This is a genomic window from Actinoplanes sp. OR16 (genome assembly GCF_004001265.1).
GTDB lineage: Bacteria > Actinomycetota > Actinomycetes > Mycobacteriales > Micromonosporaceae > Actinoplanes.
The window spans coordinates 594,941-619,575 of sequence record NZ_AP019371.1 but is presented as its reverse complement, the minus strand read 5'-3'; the positions used below and the strand labels follow the sequence as shown (position 1 = coordinate 619,575).

Genomic DNA, 24,635 nt, shown 5'->3' with positions numbered 1-24,635 from the left:
CCTCGCCCGGTGGCACCGGCCGCGATGACCAGTGCCAGCGACACCTGCCCGTTATTTTGTAGGTGCTTCAGGCGGGCACGGTCGGCGTTCATACACAACATGCAGATGGGCCTCAGCACGTGAAGGGCCGCCCTTGACACCAGGCCTCCACGAAGTCTGCACTGCCCATTCACCTACCCAGCTGGCGGCGCAGCCACGCCGCGCGGGCAGCGATCGCGTCCCTGGAGATCGCGGCGGACGGTGCGACGACGTCGAACCCGTGGAAACCGCCGGGCCAGACGTGCAACTCGCCGCGGCCGCCGGCCTGCCACAGGCGGCTCGCGAAGGCGACGTCCTCGTCCCGGAACGTCTCGGCTGAGCCGACGTCGATGAAGGTGGGTGGCAGGCCGGACAGGTCCTCGGCGCGGGCCGGCGCGGCGTACGGGGACACTTCCGGCCCTCCGCGCACGGCCTCGCCGAGGAGCGCGTTCCAGCCGGTCTCGTTGGAGCGGTTGTCCCAGATGCCGACGCCGCGCATCTGGCGCGCCGAGGGTGAGTCGTTGCGGTCGTCGAGCATGGGGCTCACGAGCAGCTGTCCCGCGATCGTCGGGCCCCCACGGTCACGGGCCATGAGGGCGACACCTGCGGCCAGTCCGCCGCCGGCGCTCATGCCGGCGACGACGATGCGGCCAGGGTCGACGTCGATCTCGTCGGCGTGCTCCGACAGCCAGCGGAGACCGGCGTAGCTGTCCTCGACAGGACCCGGGTGGGGAGTTTCCGGCGCGAGCCGGTACTCGACCGAGATCACCGCCATGCCCAGCGGTTCAGCCAGGTCCAAGATCTCCGGGAGGCCGAACCGGTTGTTGCCGACGATCATCCCGCCGCCGTGGTTGAAGTAGATGGCCGGCATCGGCGTGCGCGCGTGTCGGGGGGGCAGACGAGTAGCGCGACGTCTGGGTCCCCGTCCGGACCGGGCACGGTCCTCTCGCGTACGAGGTAGGCCCCGTCGCGCGACAGGACGTCATCGGTCGGGGTGGGTACGCCGGGGACGGGCCGGCGCATCTCGACGATGGTGTCCGGGCGGTACGCGTCCGGAGGGCGGATGCTGGTCAGCACGTCCAGGACGGGGGCGAGTTCGGGATCGAAGGGCGGTGGCGGTCCGACCGGCAGGGCGGGGGACGGTGCGGTGACGTGAGTGGTCATGGGTCCTCTTCGTCGGTGACTTGTCGGGTGGTCGGGACGGGGCGGCCACGATCTCCTCGAGGCCGCCCCGCCGTTGGCTCACACTGTCGGGACCGTGCCGCCGTCGATGACGTACTCGGCGCCCACGATGGCCGAGGCGCGGTCCGACACCAGGAACCCGACCAGGTCGGCGATCTCCTCGGGCTGGGCGAATCGCCCCAGGGGAACGCCGCCGAGGGAGTCGTAGATCGTTTGCTTGGCGGCTTCGCGGGTGAGCCCGTTGCCCTCGGCGATCCGGTCCACGAACCGCTCGTAGGCCTCGGTTTCGATGCCACCGGGGCTGATCGCGTTGACCCGCACGCCGCGGGGTGCGAGCTCGTTGGCGATGCCCTTGCTGTACGTGCGCAGCGCCGCCTTGGCTGACGCGTACGCCAGCGACGCGTCGTACTGCGGTAGTTCCCGCTGGATCGAGGTGAAGTGCAGGACCACACCCGCTCCGGCCCCGGCCATCGCCGGCAGGAGGGCTCGGTCGAGCCGCACCGCACCCAGGAAGTTCAAGTTGAGTTCGGTCAGCCACTGCTCTTCGGTGATCACTGCGAACCCGCCGGACGGCGTCGAGGCGCCCCCGACGACGTGCACGAGGATGTCGAGCGCGCCGACGGCCTCGGCGATGCGGTCCGCCACGAGCTGCGTGCCCTCGACGGTCGACGTGTCCGCCTCGATGAACCGGTCGGGGCGGTCGTACCCGTCGGGCATCGTCCGGGCTGTGGTCCACACGTCGGCGCCCATCTCCCGCAGGCGGGTGACGACGGCCTTGCCCGAACCCTTCGACCCGCCCGTGACGAGCGCGTGGCGGCCGTCGAGGCGGTCACGTTCTTTGCTGGACATCTTCCTCTTCCTTCTGACGGATGGGTGGGGTGCGGTCGGGCTCAGGCCTCGTGGTTGGCGATGACGAGCTCGGCCACGAGGTTGCCGCGGAGGGTGAAGCGGTAGTCCAGGTCGGCGACGCCGCCGGGGAAGGTGCCCTCGAGGCGCAGGGTCACCACCCAGTGGTCGTCGTCGACGCGGCGGGCGCCGGTCTGCTCGGTGGTGTAGTCGAACTCGGCGCCGGCGTCGCGCAGGAACGCGTGCACCTCGTCGCGGCCCCGGAAGGTCTCGTTCTGGTCGACGACCACGACGTCTTCGACGAGGAACGCCGAGGCCGTGTCGGCGTCGTGCACGGTGCTGGCTGCGAGGAAGTCGCGGACGATGGCCGGGAGGACGTCGGAGCGAAGGTCGCTGTTTGTCATGTCGTCACCGTGCTGCCTCGCGCGGCCGGAGGGTCAAGTGCTGGACCCTCTCCCTGGGGGAGGGTCCAGACTGAGGGGGTGCTGACGATCGGGGAGTTTTCGCGTTTGACCCACTTGAGCGTGCGGACCCTGCGCCGTTACCACGAGGGGGAGCTGCTCGAGCCGGCGGTCGTGGACGGGGCGACCGGCTACCGCTACTACTCCGTCGAGCAGATACCGACCGCGCAGGTCATCAGCCGGCTCCGCGAGCTCGACGTCCCCTTGAGCGACGTGCAGCGGATCTTGCGGACGCCGGACCCCGGCGTCCGGTCGGCCCTGGTCGCGGGTCACCTGCGGCGCTTGGAGGCCGAGCTTTCTCGCACCCGGGCCGCGGTCACCTCGCTGCGCCGCCTCCTGCAGCCCGATCCTGCGCCGATCGAGGTCGAGCTGCGCGCCGAACCCGCCCGCGAGGTCGCGGCGGTCGAGGCCGTGATCGGCCACGCCGACGTCGAGGCGTGGTTCGCCGGCGCGATGGCCGAGCTGGAAGCGGCCGTGGGCGCAGGCGCGACCGGGCCGCCCGGGGGCAACTACGACAACTCCCTGTTCGAGGAGGGCCGCGGTCGGGTGCTGGTCTATCTGCCGACCTCTACCCCGCCGTGCACCGGACGGGTGCACGCGGTGACCCTGCCCGCCGCGGAACTGGCGGTGACCACCCACGTCGGCGAGCACGAGGGCGTGGACGTCACCTACGGCGAGCTCGGTGCGTGGGTCGTCGAGAATGCGATGTCGGTGGCCGGGCCCGTGCGGGAGGTCTACCGCGTGGGGCCCCGGGATGTGAGCGATCCGGCCGCCTGGCGTACGGAGATCGGGTGGCCGGTGTTCCGCGTGACATGAAGGCCTATGGAGTAAGCGACCGATCCCGCGGTGAGCCAGTGATGTCGAAACTCCCGACACGAAACCCGCCAAGGATCAATCGCCAGGACACGTGTCAGCTTCCGCGGCACCCGTAGCGGGGCTGGGAGCCGTGGAACGGCGCGTTGCCGAAGGCGAACACCCCGGCCGTCCTCAGCCACCAGCCAGTAGCCGCGCCCGTCCGGGGCGACGTCGATGTCCACTGAGCACAGCGGCGTGGTCGAGTCAGCGGCGTGCTCCAACACGCTCTCAACAAGTCGGTGCCTACCTCCATGGTCGCTCTGGGCACGCCGCTGAGGATCGCCTGTCTGCTTGGCTCACCCAGCGGCCGAGAGGCGGGGGTCGAGCCCGTACTGGGGAGGCAGTCCCAGGTGGTCGCGGAGGGTTCGGCCCTTGTAGTCCTCGTGGAAGAGGCCGCGTTTGCGGAGGAGCGGGACAACACGGTCGACGAAGTCATCGATCCCGGTGTGGAAGTCGTCGAAGTTGGTCATGAAGCCGTCTGCCGCGCCGGCCTCGAACCATTCCTGGAGGTGGTCGGCGATCTGTTCCGCGGTACCGACGACTGAGGGGTACGGATCGAAAACGGCATGGGCGAGGATGTCCCGGGGCGACCATCCCGCTCGGGCGAGTTCGACTGTGCGTACGGATCGCGGGTCTTTCGGGTGCACTCGCAGAGCCGCGGCCTCCGCTGCCGAGAGGGGTTCGTCGGGATTGCTGAGCCTGCGGCGAAGGCCCAGGTAGGCGCCGAGCCCAGCCAGTTGCCCGCTGAGGTCGATGCGGTCGTCGAGTACGCGGCGCTTGTCGAGGGCCTGCCGCTCGGTGTCCCCGGTCGTGAAGCCGGCGAAGGCGATGAACTTGATCGTCTCCGGGTCCCGGCCCGCACGCGCTGCCGCCTTTCGTGCCCTCTCGCGCTGCACCCGCGCCTCCTCGAGGCTGGACGGCATGGCGATGATGACGTTGGCGTACATGCCGGCCGCCTCCAGGCCGTAGCCGCTGCTGGCGGGCTGGACGACGACGGGCTGGCCCTGCTCGGACGGGGGAACCGGCAGGGGACCTCGAGCACCGACATGCGTGCCCTGCAGATTGACCGGCCGGACGTGGGCCGGGTCGGCAAACATGCCAGCCTGGTCGGGCTCACCTGCCTCGTACCCCCAGCTTGCCCAGAGCGCGTGGACGATCTGCATCACCTCGTGCAGACGCTCGTACTTGTTCTCCCGGGCCGGTGGTTGCCGGCCGAAATTCGCGAAGGCATCGGGTTCGAAGCTCGGGATGGCGTTCCACCCGACTCGGCCGTGGCTGATGACGTCCAGAGCCTTGAGCTGACGGGCCAGCAGATACGGCTCGGTGAAGGAGGTCGACGCCGTGGCGACCAGGCCGATCCGCTCCGTCGCCTGCGTCAAGGCCGCAATGGTGATGATCGGATCGATGTTGAACAGGGGCGGAGCCGTCGTGACGTCACCGTGCAGGAAGAGGCGATCGGCGAGGAAGACGAACTGCAGACCACCTCGTTCCGCGGTGCGCGCCTGCGTGACTGTTGCCTCGATACTCGTGTAGGACCCGGGGCCCACATGGGGCATCCGCCAGGTACCGGGATGCGTCCCGAAGTTGTTGCCCAGGACGGCGCCCAGGATCATGTGCTCGTTCTTCATCTGTGGTCTTCCGTGCTCTGATCAGGCGATTCGCGGGTCCGGTCCGTACTGGTGCCGGACGCCGAGGTTCTCCCGCAGGGTGGTCCCCGGGTACTCGGTGGGGTAGATGCCGCGCTCCTGCAGGAGCGGCACGACCTCGTCGACGAAGGCGTCGACGCCGTCTTCGTAGACGTCGGGGGATAGCCAGAATCCGTCGGCGGCACCCGCCTCGAACCACTTCTGCAGGTGGTCGGCGTGTACCTCGCCGGGACCGACCGTGGTCGGGTGGTAGTCGATCACTCCGTGGGCGAGGATGTCGCGCGGGGACCAGCCCTGGCGCGCGACGTCCAGGACGATGCCGGAGCGCGGATCCATCGGCGACGCGTGGGCGGCGGCAAGCTGGCCGGGGGTGAGCGGCTCGCCGTAGCGATCCGGATCGATGTCGATGCCCAGCAGTGCGCCGAGCATGGGGAGGCGCGCTTCGATGGCGTTGGCCGACAGGGAGATGCGGCGATCGAGGCCCTCGCGGACCGTGCCGGCGACGGTGGTCATCAGGCCGGCGAAGTACTTGATGTCGTCGGGATCGCGCCCGGCCCGCTCGGCGGCTTTGCGCACCATCTCGCGCTGAGTACGGGCTTCTTCGATGGTCCAGACCTCGCCGATGAACCCGCTGGCGTAGCGCCCGGCGAGATCGAGCATGTGCGGGCTGGGGCCGCCGGAGACGAAGATCACCGGTTGGCCCTGTTCGGACGGCGGGATCGGCAGAGGTCCGCGCGAGGCGACATGCTCGCCCTGCAGGTTGATCGGCCGCAGCTTCGACGCGTCGACGAAACGGCCGGCAGCCTGATCCTTGAGCCACGCGCCGGCCTCCCAGCTGCCCCACAGCGCCTGGACGATCTGGATCGACTCGTGGGCGCGCTGGTAGCGCTCGGCACGGTCGGCGACGGGTTTGCCGTAGTTGGCCGCGACCGCCGGGTCGCTGGTGGTGACGGCGTTCCATCCGGCGCGGCCGTGGCTCATCACGTCGAGGGCCTTGTACTGGCGTGCGGTGTTGAACGGCTCCTGGAAGCTGGTGGATCCCGTCGCGACGAACCCGATGCGGCTGGTGGCCTGCGAGATGGCCGCCAGCTGCATCATCGGATCCAGGATGTTCTGGATCCCCGACACCTCCACATCACGGCGGACCGCGGGGAAGTCGGGAGTGAACAGGAAGGCGAATCTGCCCCGCTCGGCGGCCTGCGCGTAGCGGATGTTCGCCTCGACGTTCGCATAGTTGCCCGGGTCGACATGGGGCGCGCGCCACGCTTCGGCCAGGGCGCCGTAGCCAGAGGTCAGCGCCATCCCGAGGATCATCTTCTTGTCCGGCATGTCAGTGTTCCTTCAGTGGGAAAGCGTGTGGGTCGTGCTGTCGAAGAACACGAGTGGCCGCTGCGTCGTGTCTCTGTGCAGGCGTTTCACCTCGAGCAGCACCAACGTGTGGTCACCGGCCTCCACGTCGCTGCGGGGAGTGACGGTGATCCGCGCGAGAGCGTGCCGGACGAACGCGGCGCCGCCGTCGATGGTCATCTCGACACCGCGGAAGCGCTCCTCGGCAGGCCGCCGAAGGTACTGGAGCACCTGCGCCTGCTCCTCACCGAGAACACTGATGCCCCACGACCCCGCGCGCCGCAGCATCGGCCATGTCGTCGATGTGTGCGCGAACGCGAGGGCCACGAGCGGAGGATCCAACGACACCGAGACGAGCGAGTTGGCCGGCATCCCGACGATCCGACCGTCGACCTCGGCAGCCACGACGGACAAGCCCGTCGTGAAGCCCGCAAGGGTGCTTCTCAACGCTGCAGGCGTCACGGACGGTATTGGCGTCTGCGCCGTGATACCCATGGTCCTGCTACTCCTTCTCCTCTGGCCATCCCGCTACAGTTCAGGTCAGCGGGGTATAGCGCCGGTAGCTGCCGCTCGTCACGGCTGGTGGTTCGGTACCGGCGAGGGCATGTCGCCATCGTGCAACATTCACATCATGGGAAGGTCAAGCTCGACCGCCGTGATACGGCTCGCAGGCGATCGAGCAGTAACATTCACACGGTGAGAACCCTGAAGGGGCGGCCGTGAAGATCGGTGAGCTGTCGAAGAGGACCGGCATACCGGCACGGATGTTGCGCTACTACGAAGACCAGGGCCTCATCACACCGCAGCGCCTGGACAACGGCTACCGGGATTACGACGAGGGACTTGTCGCTCGCGCCGAAAAGATCCGCTGCTTCATCGATGCCGGCGTTCCGACGCGCCTCATCAGCATGATGCTCCAACGCCTGGAGCACCCACAGAAGGACGCCGGCACCGGCGCCACCCCGCAATTGCGTGCCATGCTCGTGCGCGAACATGACCGGATAACTGAGCGCATCGATTCCCTTGATCGCACACGCGCGTCACTCGCCGCACTGATCGAGACAATGTGACGTGTATGCGTAGAGCCGATCGCAACCAGCCGGTTCCTGAACACCATCGGTGGCCGTCGACAATCGCGGCAGGCTTTTTCGCAGCTCAACGTACTCGTGGGCGATACTGGGATCACACAGTGACCTCTTCGGCGCGAGAGCAGTTCGACCAAAGCGCGGAACAGGCAAAACACAAACTTTCCCTATTCGGCCGCCATCGCCCGAAGCCGCTGAACATCGCCGGTGTCAACGCGATCCCGGTAATCACAGTCATCGCTGCGTCAGCCCCGCCGACGGGGGCGGAACGAGGCTGTCGGTGCTGCCGGCGATGTATTCGCCGACTACCCGATCTTCGAACTGGTTCGCGAGTTCGGCTTCCCGGCGGTTGGCCTCATCGATAGCCTGCGCTGCCCGCGCCAGCCGATGTCCGGCGTTGCTGTCGGCTTCCACGGCCTCGAACGGCAGGCAGCGGACCGAGTCCAGCAGCAAGGGCGGAAGGGGCGCACCCTCCCGTCGGGATTGTGCGGCGAACTGGAAAACGAATCTGGTCGGACCGGTCCGCGCGTATCGAGGTAGCGGGATATCCGGACAGCCGGCTTGGCGTCTATTCCGCTCGGCCAGTCCGGATCGGGAATCATGAAGGCTGCCGGGCTATGCCGGGGGAACGCTCGGCTGTCGCTGGTAACCAGGTCGGCGGCGGTGTCCCCGCCGTCCGGATACGGCGGCGGATAGCCGAGTCCGCCGGACAACAGGACCATGGCAGCATGCGGGTCGCGCAGGTTGACCGCATGGACCTAGTAAGCCCAGATATGCCGAGTTCGATGGAAACCAGCGGTATCACCTATCGGGTGAGCACCTTTGCGACCTGGTAGCGGTCAGACAGGGAGCAGAACAATCCTGGTCTAGGAGTGGTCAACCCGTCCTGCTCCCAGAAACATGACAAAAGGCCCACCGCAATGGATCATCGCGGTAGGCCTTTTCGCAGATCAACGTACTTGTGGGCGATACTGGGATCGAACCAGTGACCTCTCCGGTGTGAACGGAGCGCTCTCCCGCTGAGCTAATCGCCCTCAACGAGATGGAACTGTACTAGACGACAGCCCCGCCTCGCGAACCAGGGGGTCAGCGCGTCTCCAGCCAGTCCAGGGCGACCTGCACCAGATCGACGCCGAAGCTGAGGCGGACGCTCAGCCAGACGATCGCGCTGATGAAGAGGAAGCCGACCAGGCCGATGACCGCGCGCAGCGGCAGGGACTGCCGGCCGATCCAGTGGGTCCAGCTTTGGACGTGCCTCTTGGTGAACGCGAGGAGTCCCCGCGCCCAGTGGAATTCGACGGCCAGGATGGCCAGACCGAGGATCACGATGGCCCACCCGGGACCGGGGAACGGGATGAGCACGATGCCGACGGCCACTACCAGGCCGCCGACGATCCCGACACCGATCTTGAGAGCGAGCCGCCCGGTCGAGTTGGACCGGATACGGTCGAGCGCACGCACGTCTTCAGACTCCGTCGTCCGTTTTTGGACCCATTTCATCCCCCAGTGTCCGGGAGCCCCGTCACCACCCGGGAGAAATGGACGTTACCGGAGTAAGTCAACTGCTGGACCACCCGACGCCGGGCGGAACCGAGTACCTGGGCAGAACAGGACAAGATATCGCTTTGCGTCCTGCGCGGTGGCGTTTTCGGAACCGTCTTCCCACTACTGGGTGAGATCAGCGTATGGCGGAGCGTAACGACAGGGATCACCTGAGTATGGGAAACGCGGGGTTCACCAGCCTCGCAGCGGTGCCGGGGGGAGTTCGTCCATGAGTACCATTCGTCCAACGACCGTCGAGGTCGAAACCTCGCTGCGGCTCGTAGCGCCTGACGCGACGGCACTGCCCGTGCGCGCCAGTCTGCGGTACGACCCAGCCGACCCGTATGCGGTCCACGTGTTGTTCCACGCAGAATCAGCCGGTGGGGAAGCCGTGAGCTGGTCCTTCGCGCGGGAGCTGCTCGTGACAGGGCTCGATGAGCCTGCCGGGATCGGCGACGTCCGGGTGTGGCCGTGGGCCACGCCGCGGGGCGATTTCGTCGCCCTGGCGCTGTCGTCTCCGGACGGCAACGCCTTGTTCGAGGTGCCGCGCAGCGTCCTGGTCCGGTTCCTCCGGCGCACCTATGTGGTGGTGCCGCGGGGCCGGGAGTCCGACCATCTGGACGTCGACGCGGCAGTGAACCGTCTTCTGGCGGGTCGATAAACAACAGCACGGCCGAAGGGCGACCCGCACGGACTCTGCCGGTCCGCGCGGGTCGCCCTTTATCGAGATAAATCGTGCGATCTCCGAAAAGAAATCGGAATCGAACATATAGCGAATACCGAGCTGGAAAACGGACAAATGCCTCACTCTGATCACTAGTGAGTGCGTAGACGGTCATCGACAGTTACCGTCGGCGCGATGCCCGCAATCACTTCCGCCGATACGGCGACCGCTGTCACCCCGCCCGACTGGGCGGGGATCAGCGGCTGCGCCCTTCCGGTGACCGCCGGCGCCGTCACCGGACTCCTCGCACATCACGCTCTCCTGCTGACCGTTACCGGTCCGGTGATCGCCGAAGTGGACTTCACGGTCCACCGGTGCGAGCCGGGCACTCTGCTCTGGATCCGGCCCGGGCAGGCGGTCCGGATCGAGCCCGGCGACCACGAGACGGCCACCGTCGTCTTCCGCCCGGGGCTGTTCCGGCAGGACGAGCTACCCGGCCTCGCACCCGACGACCCGGGCGGACCGGCCCGGGCCCCGGTACCGCTCCAAGATCCGGCGCGCGACATCCACGATCCGGCGCGCGACATCCACGATCCGGTGCGCGACATCCACGATCCGGCGCGGAACAACCGAGATCCAGAGCGCAGGATCCACGATTCGGCGTACGGAATCCAAGATCTCTCCACCGAGATCAAGGCGACCTTCGCACGACTCACGGCAGACGCCGCCGGCCGCCCCGACGACATCGCCGCGGCACAGATCCGGCACCAGCTCGCCGCCCTGCTGCTGCGCCTGCGCCTGCTCGACCCCGGGCCGGAGTCGCCGGGGCACGTCGAGACCCGGACGTTCGAGCGGTTCCGCAGCCGCCTCGAAGAGGGCTACCCGAACAGCCGGCGGGTCGAGGACTACGCCGCCGAACTGGGCTGTTCGGTCCGTACCCTGACCCGCGCCAGCCTCGCGATCAGCGGCCGGACCGCCAAGCAGGTGGTCGACGACCGGGTCGCGCTGCAGGCCCGGCGGCTGCTCGCGGCGACCGGATTGAGCGTCGCCGAAGTGGGCCGCAGCCTGGGTTTCGCCGAGCCGACGAACTTCGGGCGGTTCTTCCACCGGGAGACGGGCCTGAGCCCCGGCCAGTTCCGGGGGAACTACGTGGAGGGCCATCCGGGCGGGATTCCCGTGCAGCGATCACCCTCTGACTGACCGTAATTCCCATAAACCCCTGGGGTATGTGCGTCCCTGTGGCGCGGGCGGGGCATGATAGTCAGGTGCAGATCTCCGCGCGCGGTGACTACGCGGTCCGGGCCGCCCTCAGTTTGGCGCAGGCCTATCCCGCCCTGATGTCCGCCCAGGCCATTGCCCAAGAACAAGAGATGCCTCGGAAATTCCTCGAGGCAGTGCTCGCCGACCTCCGCCGTGCGGGTGTGGTGCGGGCGCAGCGTGGCGCCGAGGGCGGCTACACGCTGTCGCACCCACCACGCGACGTCGCGGTCGGCCAGATCATCCGGGCGGTCGACGGCCCGCTCGCCGGCGTGCGTGGCCTGCGTCCGGAGGAGACGCAGTACACGGGAGCCGCCGAGAACCTGCCGAACCTCTGGGTGGCGGTCCGCGCGGCGGTCCGTGAGGTGCTCGACGAGGTGAGCCTCGCCGAGCTGCTCAGCGGCCGGATGCCGGCGCACGTCCGGAAGCTCACCACGCGACCGGACGCCTGGCAGCCTCGATAAGGAGGCCGCCTCAATAAAGAGGTAGCCACGTTTGTGAATCGAACCCATCGGGAATCTTCCGCCCATCCAACGAGATGGGAGCGTTCCGATGGGACTCGTGTTCCGCAGCCGCAAGAAGTTCGGCCCGCTGATCCTGAACTTCACCGAGAACGGCTACTCGTCGTGGAGCCTCAAGATCGGTCGCTGGTCGTGGAATTCGAAGACCCGCGCCCACCGCTACGACCTGCCGGGCCCGCTGTCCTGGAAGCAGGACAAGTCACGCAGCCGCTGACGAGATGACGACGTCCCCACCCAGGCGGCCGTGTTCCGGCCGCCGGGTGACGGCCCCCGCGTCGATCATCGTGTGCAGCACCCGGGTCGCGTCCGCGGCCCGGTAGACCGTCTCGGTCAGCGCGAACGTGCGCAGCTCGGTCACGGTCGCCGAGCCCACGACGGACAGATGCGCCAGCAGTTCCCGGCGCAGCGGCCCGGGATGCGGCGTCAGGGAGATGTCGATGAGGTGCCGTTCCGGGTCGGCGGGGTCGCGCAGGCGTACCCCCGCGTACTCGTCGACCTGCCAGAGCGCCTCCTTGAAGGTCTCCAGGCTCTTCGCGGAGGTGGTGGCGAAGGCCACCACCTCGCCGGGTTCCTCGCCGGTTGCCAGTTCCGCAGCCGTGACCAGCGGGAATCCGCACTCCCGATAGGGGTCGGCGGAGACTCCGGGCGCGAGCACGAGCAGGACTTCGGCGGGCTTGCCGGTGGCGATCGCCCCGACGGTGGTCACGCTGGGCGCTTCGCCCGCGCTCGCCGCGTCCAGGAAGGCCAGGATCGGTACGCGGGAAGCTCCCGCGGCCTTGAGCGCGACCGCCAGGCGAGCGTCAGTGCCACCACCCACGGGCAGCACGGCGAGTCCCGCCCCCGCGCCGGCCTCGCGACCGGCGGCGGTCAGCCGCTCACCCACCTCCGTGACGTCGTCGCCGAGCGCCACCATGGACAGTTCCCGGCCGCGAGCCAGGTCGGGCAGGTCGGCGAGGACCCGGACCGCGGCCTCGGCCGCGTCACCCGCGTCGGCGTCGGCGTACCCGTGCACATAGGTCGCCCGGCGGGATCGATGCAGCGCACCGGCCGACCAGGCCTCCAGGTGGCGGACGAGGAGTTCACGTTTCACGGGCGCGATGGCGGACATACCGCGTTTCTACCCTGTCCACTTAGCAACCCGGAACTTGTACCTACGGTATTCAACCGAGCACTATGAGATACATGGCCCCTCCGCTCGCTGAACTCACCGCCCAGGCGCAGACACTCTCGTCCGCCGGCGACCTCACGGGCGCCCAGGCTCTGCTGGACCGGGTGCTGCGCGACGCCAACGCCGATCCCCGCCGTGCCACCGCCGACCTCGCCATCGCCGCCGCCCTCTACGCCCGGGTGCTGATCGCCCTCGGCGACCCGCAGTCCGCCCGGCTCTGGGCTGCGTTCGCGCACGCCGCCGAGGAGCGGCTGCACGGCCCGCGCGACGAGCGCACCATCGCGGCCGCCGCCACTCACGCGGCGGTGTTGCAGCGGATCGGCCAGCACGGGCGGGCCGCTCTGGTCTACCACGACCTGGTCGGCGAGCTGGCCCGGCTGGACGGGCCGGAAGCACCCCGTGTGCTGGCCGCCGAGGCCGACCTCGCGATCGCCGAGCACGCGGCGGGTCATTGCGGGACGGCCCGCGCCCGGCTCGCGCGGGCATGGAGACATCATCGGGACACGTACGGCGAATCCGCCCCCGCCGGAATCAAGATGCTCGCCCGGCTGGGCGCCATGGAGCGCGAGTGCGGCCGGGAGAAGGAATCCGCCGAACATCTGGAGCTCGCCCTGGGGCTGAGCGCGCGGTACCTTCCGCCGGACCACCCGCTCGTCGCGCAGGCCACCCGGCTCGCCACCGCTAAACCGACCGGGCGGCACACCTGCGGCCATCGGGAGCAGGCCGGCGGGGCCCCGTTCCGGCCCTTTCCGCGCCGGCCCACCGTCACCGACCCGGGCCCGTCCGGCCCGGCGCCCTACCCGGCCGAGGCGCCGGGCATGCCGGCCGCCGACGACCGGCCCACCGATCCGAAGGGTTCGCTCTATCCGGTCGAGGCCGACGCCTTCGCCGACATGCCGGGGGCGGACAACCGGCCGACCGATCCCAAGGGGTCCGTCTATCAGCAGCCGCTCTACCTGAGCGACGTGCACCGGATGCCCGGCGACCTGACCGGGCGGCACGCGCGAGCGGACACCCCTCCGCCGCTACCCGGGAATCGCGCGCCGGACTACGGCGACGACGGTAAACCGTTGCCGGTGGGCAGTGCTCCCCTCGTACAGGGAGGAGAAGCGCGACGGAATCGCTCAGCGCACCCACTGCTGCTCGCGGCGGCCCTGGCCGGCGGCGTGGCAGCCGCGGCCGTCATCGTCATCCTGACCCTCCCGGACGCGGACGGTGCGACCGAAAACGCACCTCCGGCCGCATCGCCGCAGGCCGCCTCACCACCGGGTGCCGCCACTTCGAGCACGGCGCCGAGCACGACGGCCGGGGAGCCGGGGGCGCCGCAGGACGTGCGGCTGAAGGACGACGGCGACAGTGTCACCCTCACCTGGGCGTACCCGGAGGGCGCCGACGCGCCGGTGCACCTGCTGGGTGGCAGGGACGGTGCGGAGCCGACGAAGTTCCAGGAGCTCGCGGCGGGCGCGTCCGACTACATGGTGTACAGCCTCAGCGAGTCGTCGAACTACTGCTTCCGGGTCGCTGTCGCCTACTCGGCCGACCGGGTCGCCGATTCCGCGCCCGTGTGCACCCGCCGGTGACCGCTCACGAGGAGACCCCGGAGGACCATCAGCTTTCTTCCTACGAAGCGCAACCGGTTCGCAACCGTGAGCGACCCGAACTGCGACCGAAACCGGCCACTGTTGAACGTCACGGCGACCACAGGAAAGTAGGGGCAGTGACGACCGATACGGCGAGCTGTGTCCCCGCCCTCGACGCTCTGGAGCGAGCGATCGAGGAACTCGAGAGTCGTCCGATGTCGCAGTTCCGAACCGTCCGGGAACCCGCCGCCGAGCTGGAACGGCAGGCCCGCGAGCTGGGCGTCGAGGAGCTGGAGCAGCGTGCCGTGCTGCTCCGCGCCGGCGTGCTGCTCCGGGAGGGGCGCACCGGCGAGGGCGGTCAGCTGGCCCACCAGGTGTGCTCCTGGGCGGAACGGCACAACGCGCCCACCGTGCAGGCCCGCGCCCACCGTGAGCTGTCGATCTTCTACCGGGCCGTCGGGGACTCCTCCGAGGGCCTGACCCACGCCGTGCAGGCCGTCGCCGTGCTGCCCGAGGACGCGCCCGGCAGTGTGCGGGCCCGGCAGCTGCTGTCGCTCTCCGTCGCGCTCGAGGAGGGCGGCTCCTACGCCGACGGCGAGCGCCGGGCCCGGGAGGCGCTCACGCTCGCGGCCACGGCCGGGGACACCGAGATGACGCTGCTCGTGCTGAACAACATGGCGTACAGCGCCTTCGAGCTGAGCGACGAGCCGGCCGCCCGCCGCCTCGTCGAGCAGATGCGCGAGATCCAGGCCCGGACCGGTCACCGGTTCGGCGCCAACGAGGTCGACACGATGGCGCGCGTCGAGCTGATGGGTGGCCGGTTCGAGGCCGTCGAGGACCTGCTGCGGCCGGTCCTCGCCGACCAGGTGCTGGCGAACGAGAGCGACGCCGTCGCCGAGTGCCTGCTCACGCTCGCCCTGGCCCGCAGGCAGAGCGGCAGCTTCGACGGTGCCCAGGAGGTGCTGGACGCGGCCCGCAAACTCTGCGCCGAGCGGGAGCTGGGCGCGGTCAGCGCGCGGGTGCGGGAGGAGCAGGCCGCGCTCTACGCCGCCACCGGGCGGTTCGCCGAGGCGTACGAGGAACACCGCGCCTTCCACGCCGAGTCGACGGCGTTGCACTCCGCCCAGCGCGACGCCCGAGCCCGGGCGCTGCAGGCCGTCTTCGAGGCGAACGAGGCACGCCGGGCCAGCGAGCACTTCCGCGAGATGGCCCACCGGGACGCGCTGACCGGCCTCTACAACCGCCGCTACATCAACGAGCGGGTGCCGGCCCTGCTCACCGAGGCCGCGGCCGCCCGCCGCCCGATCTCCCTCGCGATCATCGATCTCGACCACTTCAAGCGGGTCAACGACACGCTCTCGCACGCCACCGGCGACACCGTCCTGCAGCACGTCGCCGAGTTGATGGAGGAGGCCGCCGGTGGGCCGGCCATCGCCGCGCGGATGGGCGGCGAGGAGTTCCTGCTGGTCTACCCTGGGGTGGACGCCGGCGAGGCGGCCCAGCGCTGCGAGCGTCTGCGGCTGCGGATCCGCGCCCACGGCTGGGAGCCGATCACCGGGACCCTGCAGGTCACTACGAGTGTGGGGGTGACGACGGCGCCCGACGGCCAGGCCACGTTCTCGGCGTTGCTTTCCCAGGCGGACCGCAATCTGTACGCCGCGAAGCGGGGAGGCCGTGACCGGGTGGTGTCCGACGCGACGGGGTAACCATCCGACGTGCCGATCTTCACCAGCCGTCGTACCAGCGTCTCCGGTCTGCGGATTCACGACCGCCACCACGACATCCCCGGCCTGCCGATCGTCCTGGTGCACGGCCTGGCGGTGTCCCACCGCTACCTGATGCCGACCGCTGTGGCGCTGGCCGGCCGCGGCCACCCGGTGCTGGTGCCCGACCTGCCCGGTTTCGGGCGGAGTGACAAACCGGGGCGCGCCTTCGACGTGGACGAGCACGCCTATCACCTCGCCACATGGCTGGACATTCGGGGCATCGACCGGGCCTGCCTGGCCGGCCACTCGTTCGGCGCCGAGGTGGTGGCCCGCCTCGCGGTACGCCGCCCCGACCTCACCGCCGCCCTGGTCCTCGCCTCACCGACCGCCGACCCGACGGCCCGCTCCCGGACCGGCCTGTTCCGCCGCTTCCTCGTCGACATGCTCGTCGAAGGGCCCGTCCAGGCCCCGATGATCGCCTGGGACGTGGCGGTGGCCCGGCCGTGGCGGGTGCTGGCGACGGTCGGCCATTCGGTGCGCAACGCTCTGGAGGACGACCTGCCGCACCTCCCGGTCCGCCCCTTGGTCCTGGGCGGCGCCCTCGACCCGATCGCACCCCTGCGCTGGCGGGCAAGCGTGGCGCGGGCGACCGGCGGCGTCGCGGTCACCATCCCGGGTGCCGCCCACAACGTGCTGACGACGTCCGGCCGCCGTGCCGCACATGTCATATCCACGCATCTCACCCGTCGCGAACGGGTAGAGCGGCAGCCATGCAAGCGCGCCACACCACCGGGCTCCTCCTCGTCGGCGTCCTGCTGACCTTCTTCTGCACCGTCGCAGTGAACCTCTTCTTCTGACCGTCCGCCGCAGCCTGTCGAACTGTCGTACCCGTCTGCCATGCTGCCGCGCATGACTGTGGACCGGTTCTGGGAAGTCGTCGATCAGGGCCGGGCACGGGCGGTCGACCCGTCCGATGCCGAGGAGGTGGCCGAGCGGACCCGGCAGGCGCTGATCTCGCTGTCCGCCGCCGAGGTGGCCAAGCTGAACCAGCCGCTTCATGACGTGATGGCGGCCTCCTACCGGGTCGACCTGTGGGGTGCGGCCTATCAGCTCAACGGTGGCTGCTCCGACGACGGCTTCGAATACTTCCGTGGCTGGCTGCTCACCCAGGGCAGGGAGATCTTCGAACGGGTCGTCGCCGACCCGGACGCACTCGCCGACCTCCCCGCGGTCCGGAAGGCTGTCGAGGAGGAGATGGACCTGGAGTGCGAGGACATGTTCGGCGTCGTCGCCGATGCCTATCACGCTCTCACCGGTACGTACGATCTGCCGGCTGCCGAGGGCCGCTATCCGGAGCTGGGCCGGTTCTGGGATTTCGACGACGATGACGAATTCCGCCGGCGACTGCCCCGGCTGGCGGGCCTCCTGGAGGAGTGACGGCCCGGTGAGTGTCGGGGCGTGTCCGTCCAGGGCAGAAACTCGGAGATCATGCCAAGCGGGGCAGGTCACCTGTCGCCTTGGCACTGTGGCGTCCCGATTCCCCCGTAACGAATCGCTAACCGGGCGAGGGTGACCTGCCCCCTGCTATGACGTCAATGCTCGCTGCCGGACCTTGTGTGAAACGTGGGAGACTCGTAACGGTCCTTGTGGATTTCTTGAATCGCCTGGTCGGGGCGATGGGCGGGCGGAGGTCAGTTGGCGGCGGAGTTCGGTGTGCTCGGCGCGGTGGAGGCTCGGGTCGGTGGCCGGGCCGTCGACCTGGGACATGCCCGGCAGCGGTGTGTGCTGAGTGTGCTGCTCGCCGAGGCGGGCCGCCCGGTCACGGTGGACCAGTTGATCGACCGGGTCTGGGGTGAGCAGGCGCCGCAGCGGGCCGCCGGCGCGCTCTACAGCTACCTGTCGCGGCTGCGGCGGGCGGTCGCCGGTGAGGCGGAGATCCGCAAGGAGACGAACGGGTACTCGCTCACCGCCGATCCGCAGACAGTGGATCTGCACCGGTTCCGCCGGCTGATGAGCGAGGCGCGGTCGGCGGGTTCGGACGAGGCCGCCGCGGAGCTGATGGTCGCGGCGCTGGGGCTGTGGCGGGGGGAGCCGTTCGCCGGGCTGGACACGCCGTGGCTGGCCGGCATGCGCCGGACGCTGCTCGGCGAGCGGTTCGCCGCCGAGCTGGACCGCAACGACGTGCTGCTGCGGCTGGCCCGGCACGGTGAGCTGCTGCCGGCGCTGACAGCCGCCGTCGACGAGCATCCGCTGGACGAGCGGCTGGCCGGGCAGGCGATGCTCGCGCTCTACCGGTGTGGCCGCCAGGCGGACGCGGACGAGGTGTACCGGCGCATCCGGCACCGCCTCGCCGACGAGCTGGGCAGCGACCCCAGCCCGGCGCTGCGCCGGGTGCACGAGCAGATCCTGACGGCCGACGTCGTGGTCACAGAGAAGAAGAAGCAGCAGACGGAGGGCGCCCCCACTCAGCTTCCCGCGGACGTCCGTGCGTTCACCGGACGCGCCGGGGAGTTGGCCGCCCTCGACCGCCTCCTGGCCCCACCGGGCGCCGGCGAGCCACCGCTGACCGTCGCGCTGCTGTCCGGCACGGCCGGTGTCGGCAAGTCCGCGCTGGCCGTGCGCTGGGCGCATCACGTCCGGCACGCGTTCCCGGACGGGCAGCTCTACGTGAACCTGCGCGGCTACGACGCCGAGCAGCCGGTGGCCGTCGCCGACGCCCTCGCCGGTTTCCTGACCGCGCTCGGCATCCACGGGCCGGAGATCCCGCCCGGCACCGACGAGCGGGCCGCCCGGTTCCGGTCGGAGCTGACCGGCCGCCGGATGCTGGTCCTGCTGGACAACGCTTCGTCGGTGGAGCAGGTCCGGCCGCTGCTGCCCGGTACCGGCTCGTGCCTGGTGCTGATCACCAGCCGGGACTCGCTGCCCGGCATGGTGGCGGTGCACGGCGCCGAGCGGGTCAACCTGGACCTGCTGCCGCTGCCGGATGCGATCGGGCTGCTGCGCAAGCTGATCGGGGACCGGGTCGACCGGGAGCCGGCCGCCGCCGGGAGACTGGCCGCGGCCTGTGCCCGTCTGCCACTGGCGTTGCGGATCGCCGCTGAGCTGGCGGCGGAGCGGGCCGACGTACCGATGGCGGATCTCGTGGCCGAACTCGGTGACCATCAGGTCCGGCTGGACCTGCTCGATGCCGGAGGCGATCCCCGGGCCGAGGTCCGCGCGGTCTTCTCCTGGTCCTACCAGAACCTGCCGACCGGCGCGGCCCGGGTGTTCCGGCTGCTGGGCCTGCACCCGGGCGAGACCGTGCACGTGGACGCGGTGGCGGCGCTGACCGGCACGGGTCCCGGCGAGGTACGGCGGCTGCTCGGCGTGCTGACCCGGGCCAGCCTGGTCCAGACCGGTCCCGGCGGCCGGTACGGGATGCACGACCTGCTGCGCGCCTACGCTGCCGAGCTGTCGGCCGTCCACGATCCCGAGCCGGATCGGCAGGCCGCGCTGACCCGCCTGTTCGATCACTACCTGGCCGGGTCGGCGGCGGCGATGGCGGACCTGACCGACCGGGGGCGGGCGTGGATCGAGGCGGAGCGGCCGAACCTCGCGGCGGTCTGCACGTACGGCGCGGCGCACGGCTGGCACCGGCACACCATCGCGCTTGCCGAGACGCTGTTCCGCTACCTGGACGCGGCCGGCCCGGTCGGTGAGGCGGTGACGGTCACCGCCGCTGCCGTCTCCGCGGCTCGCGCGCTCGGTGATCGTGGAGCGCAGGCCCGAGCCCTGTCCGACTTGGGCAGGTTGCATCGGCGGCAGGGCCGGCTGCACGAGGCTGCCACGACGTACCGGCGCGCCCTGATGCTCTATGGCGATGTGGGGGAGCGGGCCGCGGAAGCCCTGGTGCTGCGGAACCTCGGCAGCGTCGACTGGCGGCTCGGCGACTACCGGCAGGCGGCCGATCACTATCGGCGAGCGTGGACGCTCTACCGGGATCTGGATGATCACGCTGGGCAGGCCGATGCCCTGGTCAGGCTGGGTCTGGTGGACGCGCGGCTCGGCGACGAGGACAAGGCCGCGCGGCAGCTGGAGGAGGCGCTCCAGCTTTACGCGGTGCTGGCCGATCCGTACAGCGAGGCCTATGTCTCGTCTCTCCTGGCACGCCTCAGCGGCGCCGGAACAGAGCTCGATCGCGCCGCCGGGCAGCTCGAGGCGAGCCTGGACACGGTCCGGCGGGCAGGCGATCGCACTGCCGAGGCCTATGCGCTGACCGATCTGGCCGGTGTCCAGGCGCGCCGGGATCGACTGACCGAGGCGGCCGATCATCTGCGCCGGGCGATCGTGCTGCTCCGGCGGATCGGCGATCGGGCCAGCGAGGCGGAGGCGCTCAACGACCTGGGAAACGTTCTGCGGACCGCCGGGGACGCGGCCGGGGCGCGGGTCCAGCACGGCCAGGCGCTCACTCTCGCCGAGGAGATCGGGGATCGGTACGAGCAGGCGCGCGCCCACGACGGCCTCGCCTCGGCATGGCAGGACGGTGGTGATCCCGGCCGGGCACGGCCGCACCGCGAGCAGGCCCGGCGTACCTTCGCTGATCTTGAAGTGCCTGCGGCGCGCTTCAGGCCCGGCTGACCCCGTCGATCCACAGCACGGTCACCGGGCGGCCGCGTTCCCGGGCATAGGCGACAACATCCGCCGTCCCGCCGAGTCCTCGCGACGGCAGCCCGTCCCAGACCGCGAAGAGGTGGTCGCAGCGGTCCACCAGGGCCTGACCGGCGGCGAGGAAACCGTGCTCGGACGGCTCGGCGTAGGGCATCTCGATCACCTTGGCGGCGGCGCGCAGGAGCCCCTCGAAGCGTTCCCGGCCGTCCGGCGACAGCGAGCCGCCGTAGTCGGCGCACGGCAGGATCGCTTCGAGGGTGCCGCCGGCGGCCAGCACGCAGCCGGCGAAGAGCTGGTCGGCGCCGTCGGCGAGGCTGGAGACCCCGACCAGGCCGGCGCCGGCGGGCAGCGCCCGGCGCCAGTGGCCGACCGCGTGCTCGGCGATGCCGGGCGGCAGCACGCGGTGGCCGGTGATCCCGAATCGAGGGCTCAACAGGTGGCCCGGTACTTCAGTTCGGGAACGTACCGCGCCCACTCGTCGGCGGTGAGGCCGCGGCCGCTGACCGCGCAGGCGTTGCCGACCGGGTCGGCGGCGAGGTCCTTCGGCACGCCGATGTCCCAGAGCGTGACGTTCTTCGTCGGCAGGGAGTAGGTGCCGCCGGCCGCCAGCATGCGCCCGTCCGAGCTGAGATCGGTGCTGAAGCTCTGCATGTCCGGGCTCTTGATCATGCCGAACCGGACCGGGGTGCTGGTGTCGGTGATGTCCCAGAGGATCATGGCGTTGTCCAGGCCGGCGGTGGTCAGGGTGCGCCCGTCGGGGCTGAACGACGCCCACAGGGCATAGCCGCTGTGCCCGGTCAGGGTGGCTATCCTGCGCGGCTGGTACAGGTCGGCCACGTCCCAGATCTTGATGGTTCCGTTGTCGGTGGTGGCGGCCGCCAGGGTACGCCCGTCGGCGGTGAACTCCAGCGAGTTCGCGTGGTAGCCGAGGTAGTCCGACATCGGGATCGAGGTGTAGCGCGCGGGCGCGGCGCGATCGGTGACGTCCCAGAGCGACACGTTCGAGCCCTCGCCGACGGCCATCGTGCGCCCGTCCGGCGAGAACGCGATCGAGGACATCATGTCGCGGAGCGCGAGCTCGGTGAGCTTCGCCGGCTTCGACCGGTCGGTCAGATCCCAGAGCGTCGTCTTGCCGGTGGAGTGGCCGATCGCCAGGGTGCGGGCGTCCGCGCTGAGTCCCAGCGCCCACACCGGATCGCCCGGGTCGGCGAAGGTGGCGAGCGGCACGGGCTCCGACGGGCGGGCCATGTCGAACAGGGTCACCACGTTGTCCGAGCCGACGACCACGAGGGTACGGCCGTCCTGGCTGAGCGATATCGCGTCGATCCGGCCGGTGTGCAGCTTCAGCCCGTCGTGCCGGACCGGGGCGGCGGGGTCGGACAGGTCCCACCACACGCCGATGCCGTCCCGGCCCGCGGCGATCAGCCAGCTGTCGTCCGGGGCGAAGGCGAGCCCGATGACGCGTCCGGGGAACGGGCCCGGCATCAGCGCGAGCGGCTTGCGGTCGTACCGGCCCTGGCTGTACCAGAGGGTCGCGGTCTTCCGGTCGCCCGCGGTGGTGAGTGTCCGCGAGTCCGGGCTGAAGGCCATCGCCCGGACCGGCCCGCCGCGGGTGGCCAGCGCGGCGATCTGCGCCAGGAACGTCGGCCACTGGTTGTTGTAGTCGAAGCTCCAGATCGAGGTGAGGCCGTCCGAGTCGCCGTAGGCCAGCATGTTCCCGTCCGGGCTGAACGCCAGCGTGGTGAGCGTGGTGCTGCCGCGCGCGACTCGCTGGGAGGCGCCCTGCCGTGGTTTGGCCGGGTCGGTCAGATCCCAGAGGTATAGATAGCCGGACGGTCCCAGGGCGGCAACGATCGGCAGCGTCGGATGGAAGGCGATCGCGGCGTCCGGCACCTTGTCACCCCAGCCGACGTCCACGATGGAACGCTGCACGGGAGCGGCCGGGTCCGTCAGGTCCCAGACCCGCACCGCATCACCACTGGTCAGAGCGGTCTTTCCATCAGGACCGAATTGCAAGGGGTACGCCCCGGCCAGCGTGGCGACGGCCGCCGGCGTCGGACCGGAGACGTCCCAGAGCACCGTCTCCTTCGCGGCGTTGCTCACGGCGACGGTCCTGCCGTCGGGGCTGAACGTCACGGCGGTGACCCCGGCCGCGTCGGTGATCGTGGTGATCAGCTCCGGTTCGGCCGGGGCCGTGACGTCCCACAGCACCGCATCGGCGCCGCCGTCGAAGACCGCGAGCGTCGTGCCGTCCCGGCTGGTCATCAGCCGGACGGCTTCTCCGGACTTGTCGATGGTCGCCAGCCGGACCGGTTTCGCCGGCCTCGCCGTGTTCCACAACGACACCGTCCCGCCGGCGCCCGAGGTCGCCACCGCCGTGCCGGCCAGGGCCGCCACGTCGATCGCGTCGCTGATCGCCCCGGCGTAGTTCGTCGACATGGCGAGGTGGCTGAGCTGCTCCTTCGTCGACGCGTCGTCGTGCACGGCGTCGGCGGCCACCGCCAGCATGAGCGCCTTCTTCGGGTCGTCGCCGATCATCGCCCGGGCCCGGTCCATGAGCCGCTGGTTGACCGCGATGCGCTGCTGCAGCTCCGCGGCCTCCCGCTGACGCTTCGCCTCCTCGGCCGCCTGCCGGGCCAGCTGCTCCTGCTTCTTACGGTCCTCCTCGGCCTGGCGGGCCAACTCGCGGTGATGCTCGGCGATCCGCTCCTGCTCCTTCGCCCGGGCGGTCGCCTCGTTCGCCAGTTCCTCCTGCCGCTGCGCGTTCGCCGCCTGCCGCTCGGCGTTCGCCCTCTGCCGTTCGGCCTCCGCGGTGGCGTCCTCGGCCAGCTCCTGCTGCCGGTCGGCGTTCCTCTTCTCCCGCTCGGCGTTCTTCTTCTCCTGCTCCGCGTCGTCCCGGTAGCGCGCGGCGTTGTCCTGTTCCCGCTTCGCCTCGGCGGAGGCCTCCTCGGCGAGGGCCTGCTGCACTCTCGCCTCGCCGGCCGCGCTCACGGCGAGTTCCTGCTGCCGTTCGGCCTCCGCGGTGGCGTCCTGGGCGAGCGCCTGCTGGTCCCGGGCCAGCCGCTCCTGCCGCGCTGTCTCGGTCGTCGCCTCCTGCGCCCGGGTCTCCTGCTCGCGGGCGTTCTGCTGCTGCCGGTGCGATTCGGCGGTGGCGCGCTCGGCGGTGTCCCGCTGCTCGGATGCCACCCGCTGCTGCAGCCGAGCCTCGGAGGCGGCGGCGTTGGCACGCTCGGCGTTGCGTACCGCCACGGCGCCGGTCAGCGACGCGACCAGGGTGAGGATCACCAGCATCGCCGCTGCCACGGTGGAGAGGCGGCGGGCGCGGCGGTGCTGCCGTACGTCCTCGCCCTCGAGTTCGTCCTTGCTCACCCCGTGCATCGGGGCGGCGAGCTGCGCGATGGAGTCGCGGAAGCGGATGTGCTGCAGGCTCAGGTGCAGGTCGTCACGAGCCCACCGCAGGTCCAGGTAGAGCGGTTCCTCGGCGAACACGCCCCGCAGCGCGGCCGGCACCGCCGTGGACTCCGGGGTGAAGTCGCGGGTCGCGGGGTCCCACTGCCAGTCGCCGTCGGTCACCACCGGGAGGATGCGGTCCGGTGACTTCGTCGCGAGCCAGTGCTCGATCTCCCGGTTCACCCACGGCGAGCCCGCCGCCTCGGGGGAGGCGAGCAGCACGAAGTGCTTGGATCCGTCCATCGCCTCCTGGATGGAGGTCCACAGCTTGGGCGTCACCGCCAGCCCGGTCTGATCCCGGAAGATCCAGAGCGCCCGGCGCCGATGCCAGGGTTTCGCCAGCCGGTGCAACCCCCGCTGGACCGCGGGGGCCAGCTGCCCGTCGGCAGCGTGGCTGTACGAGATGAATCCATCGAACTGCATGACTTCCCCGTGGTTGGCGCGTGATCGGCGGGGACCGATTCTCGCATGGGATAGGCGTGCATCTTTTTCCACCGCATGAGCAAGCCCTTCCAATGAGTGCAAGAAGTTGCTAACTTCCGTTCCAATGTGAACGCAGGATTACGCCCGTCCCTCTCCTGAAACACGTCCATCCCCGACGTCGGAGGCTCCGCCGTGCCCGAAAACGCCCGCAGAAGACGCCGTTGGATCAGCGTCCTG

The 24,635-nt window shown here is 70.3% G+C and carries 23 protein-coding genes and 1 tRNA gene; 11 read left to right on the top strand and 13 right to left on the bottom strand.

All coding sequences use genetic code 11. From position 1 onward, the window contains the following. Positions 1 to 169 precede the first annotated feature (169 nt). The 4 genes from EP757_RS02785 to EP757_RS02775 all read right to left on the bottom strand — a co-directional run bounded on the left by EP757_RS02785 (position 170) and on the right by EP757_RS02775 (position 2,450). Entirely contained in the window at positions 170 to 889 is a 720-nt protein-coding gene (locus EP757_RS02785) for an alpha/beta hydrolase (protein WP_232050340.1), read from the bottom strand. After that, a complete protein-coding gene (locus EP757_RS43685; protein ID WP_232050339.1) occupies positions 853 to 1,182 on the bottom strand; it encodes a hypothetical protein in 330 nt (109 codons plus the stop codon). The genes EP757_RS02785 and EP757_RS43685 overlap by 37 nt, the downstream gene beginning before the upstream one ends. 78 nt (positions 1,183 to 1,260) lie before the next feature. Further along, entirely contained in the window at positions 1,261 to 2,049 is a 789-nt protein-coding gene (locus EP757_RS02780) for an SDR family oxidoreductase (RefSeq protein WP_127542641.1), read from the bottom strand. A 41-nt stretch (positions 2,050 to 2,090) separates the two neighbouring features. Continuing rightward, positions 2,091 to 2,450, bottom strand: coding sequence for a nuclear transport factor 2 family protein (locus EP757_RS02775; RefSeq protein ID WP_127542640.1), 360 nt, complete (start codon positions 2,448 to 2,450; stop codon positions 2,091 to 2,093). 78 nt (positions 2,451 to 2,528) lie between these two features. Between EP757_RS02775 and EP757_RS02770 the strand changes: the two genes are divergently transcribed. Continuing rightward, positions 2,529 to 3,323, top strand: a complete 795-nt coding sequence (locus tag EP757_RS02770) for a MerR family transcriptional regulator (protein WP_127542639.1) — start codon at positions 2,529 to 2,531, stop codon at positions 3,321 to 3,323. 335 nt (positions 3,324 to 3,658) lie between these two features. Here the strand turns inward: EP757_RS02770 and EP757_RS02765 are convergent, their stop codons facing one another. From EP757_RS02765 to EP757_RS02755, 3 genes are read right to left on the bottom strand one after another with little or no spacing between them, the layout of a single operon-like run. Next, positions 3,659 to 4,990, bottom strand: a complete 1,332-nt coding sequence (locus EP757_RS02765) for an NtaA/DmoA family FMN-dependent monooxygenase (RefSeq protein ID WP_127542638.1) — start codon at positions 4,988 to 4,990, stop codon at positions 3,659 to 3,661. A gap of 21 nt (positions 4,991 to 5,011) precedes the next feature. Continuing rightward, a complete protein-coding gene (locus EP757_RS02760; RefSeq protein ID WP_127542637.1) occupies positions 5,012 to 6,337 on the bottom strand; it encodes an NtaA/DmoA family FMN-dependent monooxygenase in 1,326 nt (441 codons plus the stop codon). Between the two features lie 12 nt (positions 6,338 to 6,349). Then, positions 6,350 to 6,850 (bottom strand): flavin reductase family protein, encoded by a 501-nt coding sequence (locus EP757_RS02755; protein WP_127542636.1) that lies wholly within the window; start codon positions 6,848 to 6,850, stop codon positions 6,350 to 6,352. A 224-nt stretch (positions 6,851 to 7,074) separates the two neighbouring features. Here EP757_RS02755 and EP757_RS02750 point away from each other — a divergent pair, with 224 nt between their 5' ends. Continuing rightward, on the top strand, positions 7,075 to 7,425 hold the full coding sequence (locus EP757_RS02750; protein ID WP_127542635.1) for a MerR family transcriptional regulator: 351 nt from the start codon (positions 7,075 to 7,077) through the stop codon (positions 7,423 to 7,425). Positions 7,426 to 7,674: 249 nt separating this feature from the next. Here EP757_RS02750 and EP757_RS02745 read toward each other — a convergent pair whose 3' ends face one another. The 3 genes from EP757_RS02745 to EP757_RS02735 all read right to left on the bottom strand — a co-directional run bounded on the left by EP757_RS02745 (position 7,675) and on the right by EP757_RS02735 (position 8,901). Next, positions 7,675 to 7,893, bottom strand: a complete 219-nt coding sequence (locus EP757_RS02745; RefSeq protein WP_127542634.1) for a hypothetical protein — start codon at positions 7,891 to 7,893, stop codon at positions 7,675 to 7,677. Positions 7,894 to 8,402: 509 nt separating this feature from the next. Continuing rightward, a tRNA-Val gene (locus EP757_RS02740) sits at positions 8,403 to 8,474 on the bottom strand. 52 nt (positions 8,475 to 8,526) lie between these two features. Then, complete coding sequence (locus tag EP757_RS02735; RefSeq protein WP_370457754.1) at positions 8,527 to 8,901, bottom strand: TIGR02611 family protein; 375 nt, start codon at positions 8,899 to 8,901, stop codon at positions 8,527 to 8,529. Positions 8,902 to 9,211: 310 nt separating this feature from the next. On the opposite strand from EP757_RS02735, the gene EP757_RS02730 reads away from it, so the two are divergent. The 4 genes from EP757_RS02730 to EP757_RS02710 all read left to right on the top strand — a co-directional run bounded on the left by EP757_RS02730 (position 9,212) and on the right by EP757_RS02710 (position 11,638). Beyond that, entirely contained in the window at positions 9,212 to 9,643 is a 432-nt protein-coding gene (locus tag EP757_RS02730) for an SsgA family sporulation/cell division regulator (RefSeq protein ID WP_014446635.1), read from the top strand. A gap of 198 nt (positions 9,644 to 9,841) precedes the next feature. Next, positions 9,842 to 10,846, top strand: coding sequence for a helix-turn-helix transcriptional regulator (locus EP757_RS43680; RefSeq protein ID WP_232050337.1), 1,005 nt, complete (start codon positions 9,842 to 9,844; stop codon positions 10,844 to 10,846). Between the two features lie 65 nt (positions 10,847 to 10,911). Beyond that, positions 10,912 to 11,367 (top strand): Rrf2 family transcriptional regulator, encoded by a 456-nt coding sequence (locus EP757_RS02715; protein ID WP_127542632.1) that lies wholly within the window; start codon positions 10,912 to 10,914, stop codon positions 11,365 to 11,367. A gap of 88 nt (positions 11,368 to 11,455) precedes the next feature. Continuing rightward, positions 11,456 to 11,638 carry a DUF4236 domain-containing protein gene (locus EP757_RS02710; protein ID WP_127542631.1) on the top strand — a complete coding sequence of 61 codons (183 nt, stop codon included), beginning with the start codon at positions 11,456 to 11,458 and terminating at the stop codon, positions 11,636 to 11,638. Here EP757_RS02710 and EP757_RS02705 read toward each other — a convergent pair. Further along, positions 11,624 to 12,514, bottom strand: coding sequence for a hypothetical protein (locus EP757_RS02705; protein ID WP_232050336.1), 891 nt, complete (start codon positions 12,512 to 12,514; stop codon positions 11,624 to 11,626). The two genes, EP757_RS02710 and EP757_RS02705, sit on opposite strands and share 15 nt — an antisense overlap. Before the next feature lie 92 nt (positions 12,515 to 12,606). Between EP757_RS02705 and EP757_RS02700 the strand changes: the two genes are divergently transcribed. The 5 genes from EP757_RS02700 to EP757_RS02680 all read left to right on the top strand — a co-directional run bounded on the left by EP757_RS02700 (position 12,607) and on the right by EP757_RS02680 (position 20,495). Next, a complete protein-coding gene (locus EP757_RS02700) occupies positions 12,607 to 14,172 on the top strand; it encodes a fibronectin type III domain-containing protein (protein WP_232050335.1) in 1,566 nt (521 codons plus the stop codon). A 215-nt stretch (positions 14,173 to 14,387) separates the two neighbouring features. Then, complete coding sequence (locus EP757_RS02695; protein WP_232050334.1) at positions 14,388 to 15,878, top strand: diguanylate cyclase; 1,491 nt, start codon at positions 14,388 to 14,390, stop codon at positions 15,876 to 15,878. 9 nt (positions 15,879 to 15,887) lie between these two features. Beyond that, positions 15,888 to 16,697 (top strand): alpha/beta fold hydrolase, encoded by an 810-nt coding sequence (locus EP757_RS02690; protein WP_127542627.1) that lies wholly within the window; start codon positions 15,888 to 15,890, stop codon positions 16,695 to 16,697. A 90-nt stretch (positions 16,698 to 16,787) separates the two neighbouring features. Beyond that, the gene (locus tag EP757_RS02685) at positions 16,788 to 17,315 is read left to right on the top strand and encodes a DUF4240 domain-containing protein (RefSeq protein ID WP_127542626.1); all 528 of its coding nucleotides are present in this window, start codon (positions 16,788 to 16,790) and stop codon (positions 17,313 to 17,315) included. Between the two features lie 258 nt (positions 17,316 to 17,573). Next, the gene (locus EP757_RS02680; RefSeq protein WP_174262329.1) at positions 17,574 to 20,495 is read left to right on the top strand and encodes a BTAD domain-containing putative transcriptional regulator; all 2,922 of its coding nucleotides are present in this window, start codon (positions 17,574 to 17,576) and stop codon (positions 20,493 to 20,495) included. Here EP757_RS02680 and EP757_RS02675 read toward each other — a convergent pair. Then, positions 20,482 to 20,958, bottom strand: a complete 477-nt coding sequence (locus EP757_RS02675) for a hypothetical protein (RefSeq protein ID WP_127542625.1) — start codon at positions 20,956 to 20,958, stop codon at positions 20,482 to 20,484. The genes EP757_RS02680 and EP757_RS02675 overlap by 14 nt on opposite strands. Further along, entirely contained in the window at positions 20,955 to 24,398 is a 3,444-nt protein-coding gene (locus EP757_RS02670) for a TIR domain-containing protein (RefSeq protein WP_127542624.1), read from the bottom strand. Before EP757_RS02670 ends, EP757_RS02675 begins: the two co-directional genes overlap by 4 nt. Positions 24,399 to 24,635 lie beyond the last annotated feature (237 nt).

Coding starts and splice junctions, on each gene's coding strand:
- EP757_RS43680 (WP_232050337.1), top strand. CDS start 9,842: ATGCCCGCAATCACTTCCGCCGATACGGCGACCGCTGTCACCCCGCCC.
- EP757_RS02760 (WP_127542637.1), bottom strand. CDS start 6,337: ATGCCGGACAAGAAGATGATCCTCGGGATGGCGCTGACCTCTGGCTAC.
- EP757_RS02785 (WP_232050340.1), bottom strand. CDS start 889: ATGCCGGCCATCTACTTCAACCACGGCGGCGGGATGATCGTCGGCAAC.
- EP757_RS02780 (WP_127542641.1), bottom strand. CDS start 2,049: ATGTCCAGCAAAGAACGTGACCGCCTCGACGGCCGCCACGCGCTCGTC.
- EP757_RS02695 (WP_232050334.1), top strand. CDS start 14,388: ATGTCGCAGTTCCGAACCGTCCGGGAACCCGCCGCCGAGCTGGAACGG.
- EP757_RS02710 (WP_127542631.1), top strand. CDS start 11,456: ATGGGACTCGTGTTCCGCAGCCGCAAGAAGTTCGGCCCGCTGATCCTG.
- EP757_RS02730 (WP_014446635.1), top strand. CDS start 9,212: ATGAGTACCATTCGTCCAACGACCGTCGAGGTCGAAACCTCGCTGCGG.
- EP757_RS02775 (WP_127542640.1), bottom strand. CDS start 2,450: ATGACAAACAGCGACCTTCGCTCCGACGTCCTCCCGGCCATCGTCCGC.
- EP757_RS02765 (WP_127542638.1), bottom strand. CDS start 4,990: ATGAAGAACGAGCACATGATCCTGGGCGCCGTCCTGGGCAACAACTTC.
- EP757_RS43685 (WP_232050339.1), bottom strand. CDS start 1,182: ATGACCACTCACGTCACCGCACCGTCCCCCGCCCTGCCGGTCGGACCG.
- EP757_RS02755 (WP_127542636.1), bottom strand. CDS start 6,850: ATGGGTATCACGGCGCAGACGCCAATACCGTCCGTGACGCCTGCAGCG.
- EP757_RS02685 (WP_127542626.1), top strand. CDS start 16,788: ATGACTGTGGACCGGTTCTGGGAAGTCGTCGATCAGGGCCGGGCACGG.
- EP757_RS02670 (WP_127542624.1), bottom strand. CDS start 24,398: ATGCAGTTCGATGGATTCATCTCGTACAGCCACGCTGCCGACGGGCAG.
- EP757_RS02700 (WP_232050335.1), top strand. CDS start 12,607: ATGGCCCCTCCGCTCGCTGAACTCACCGCCCAGGCGCAGACACTCTCG.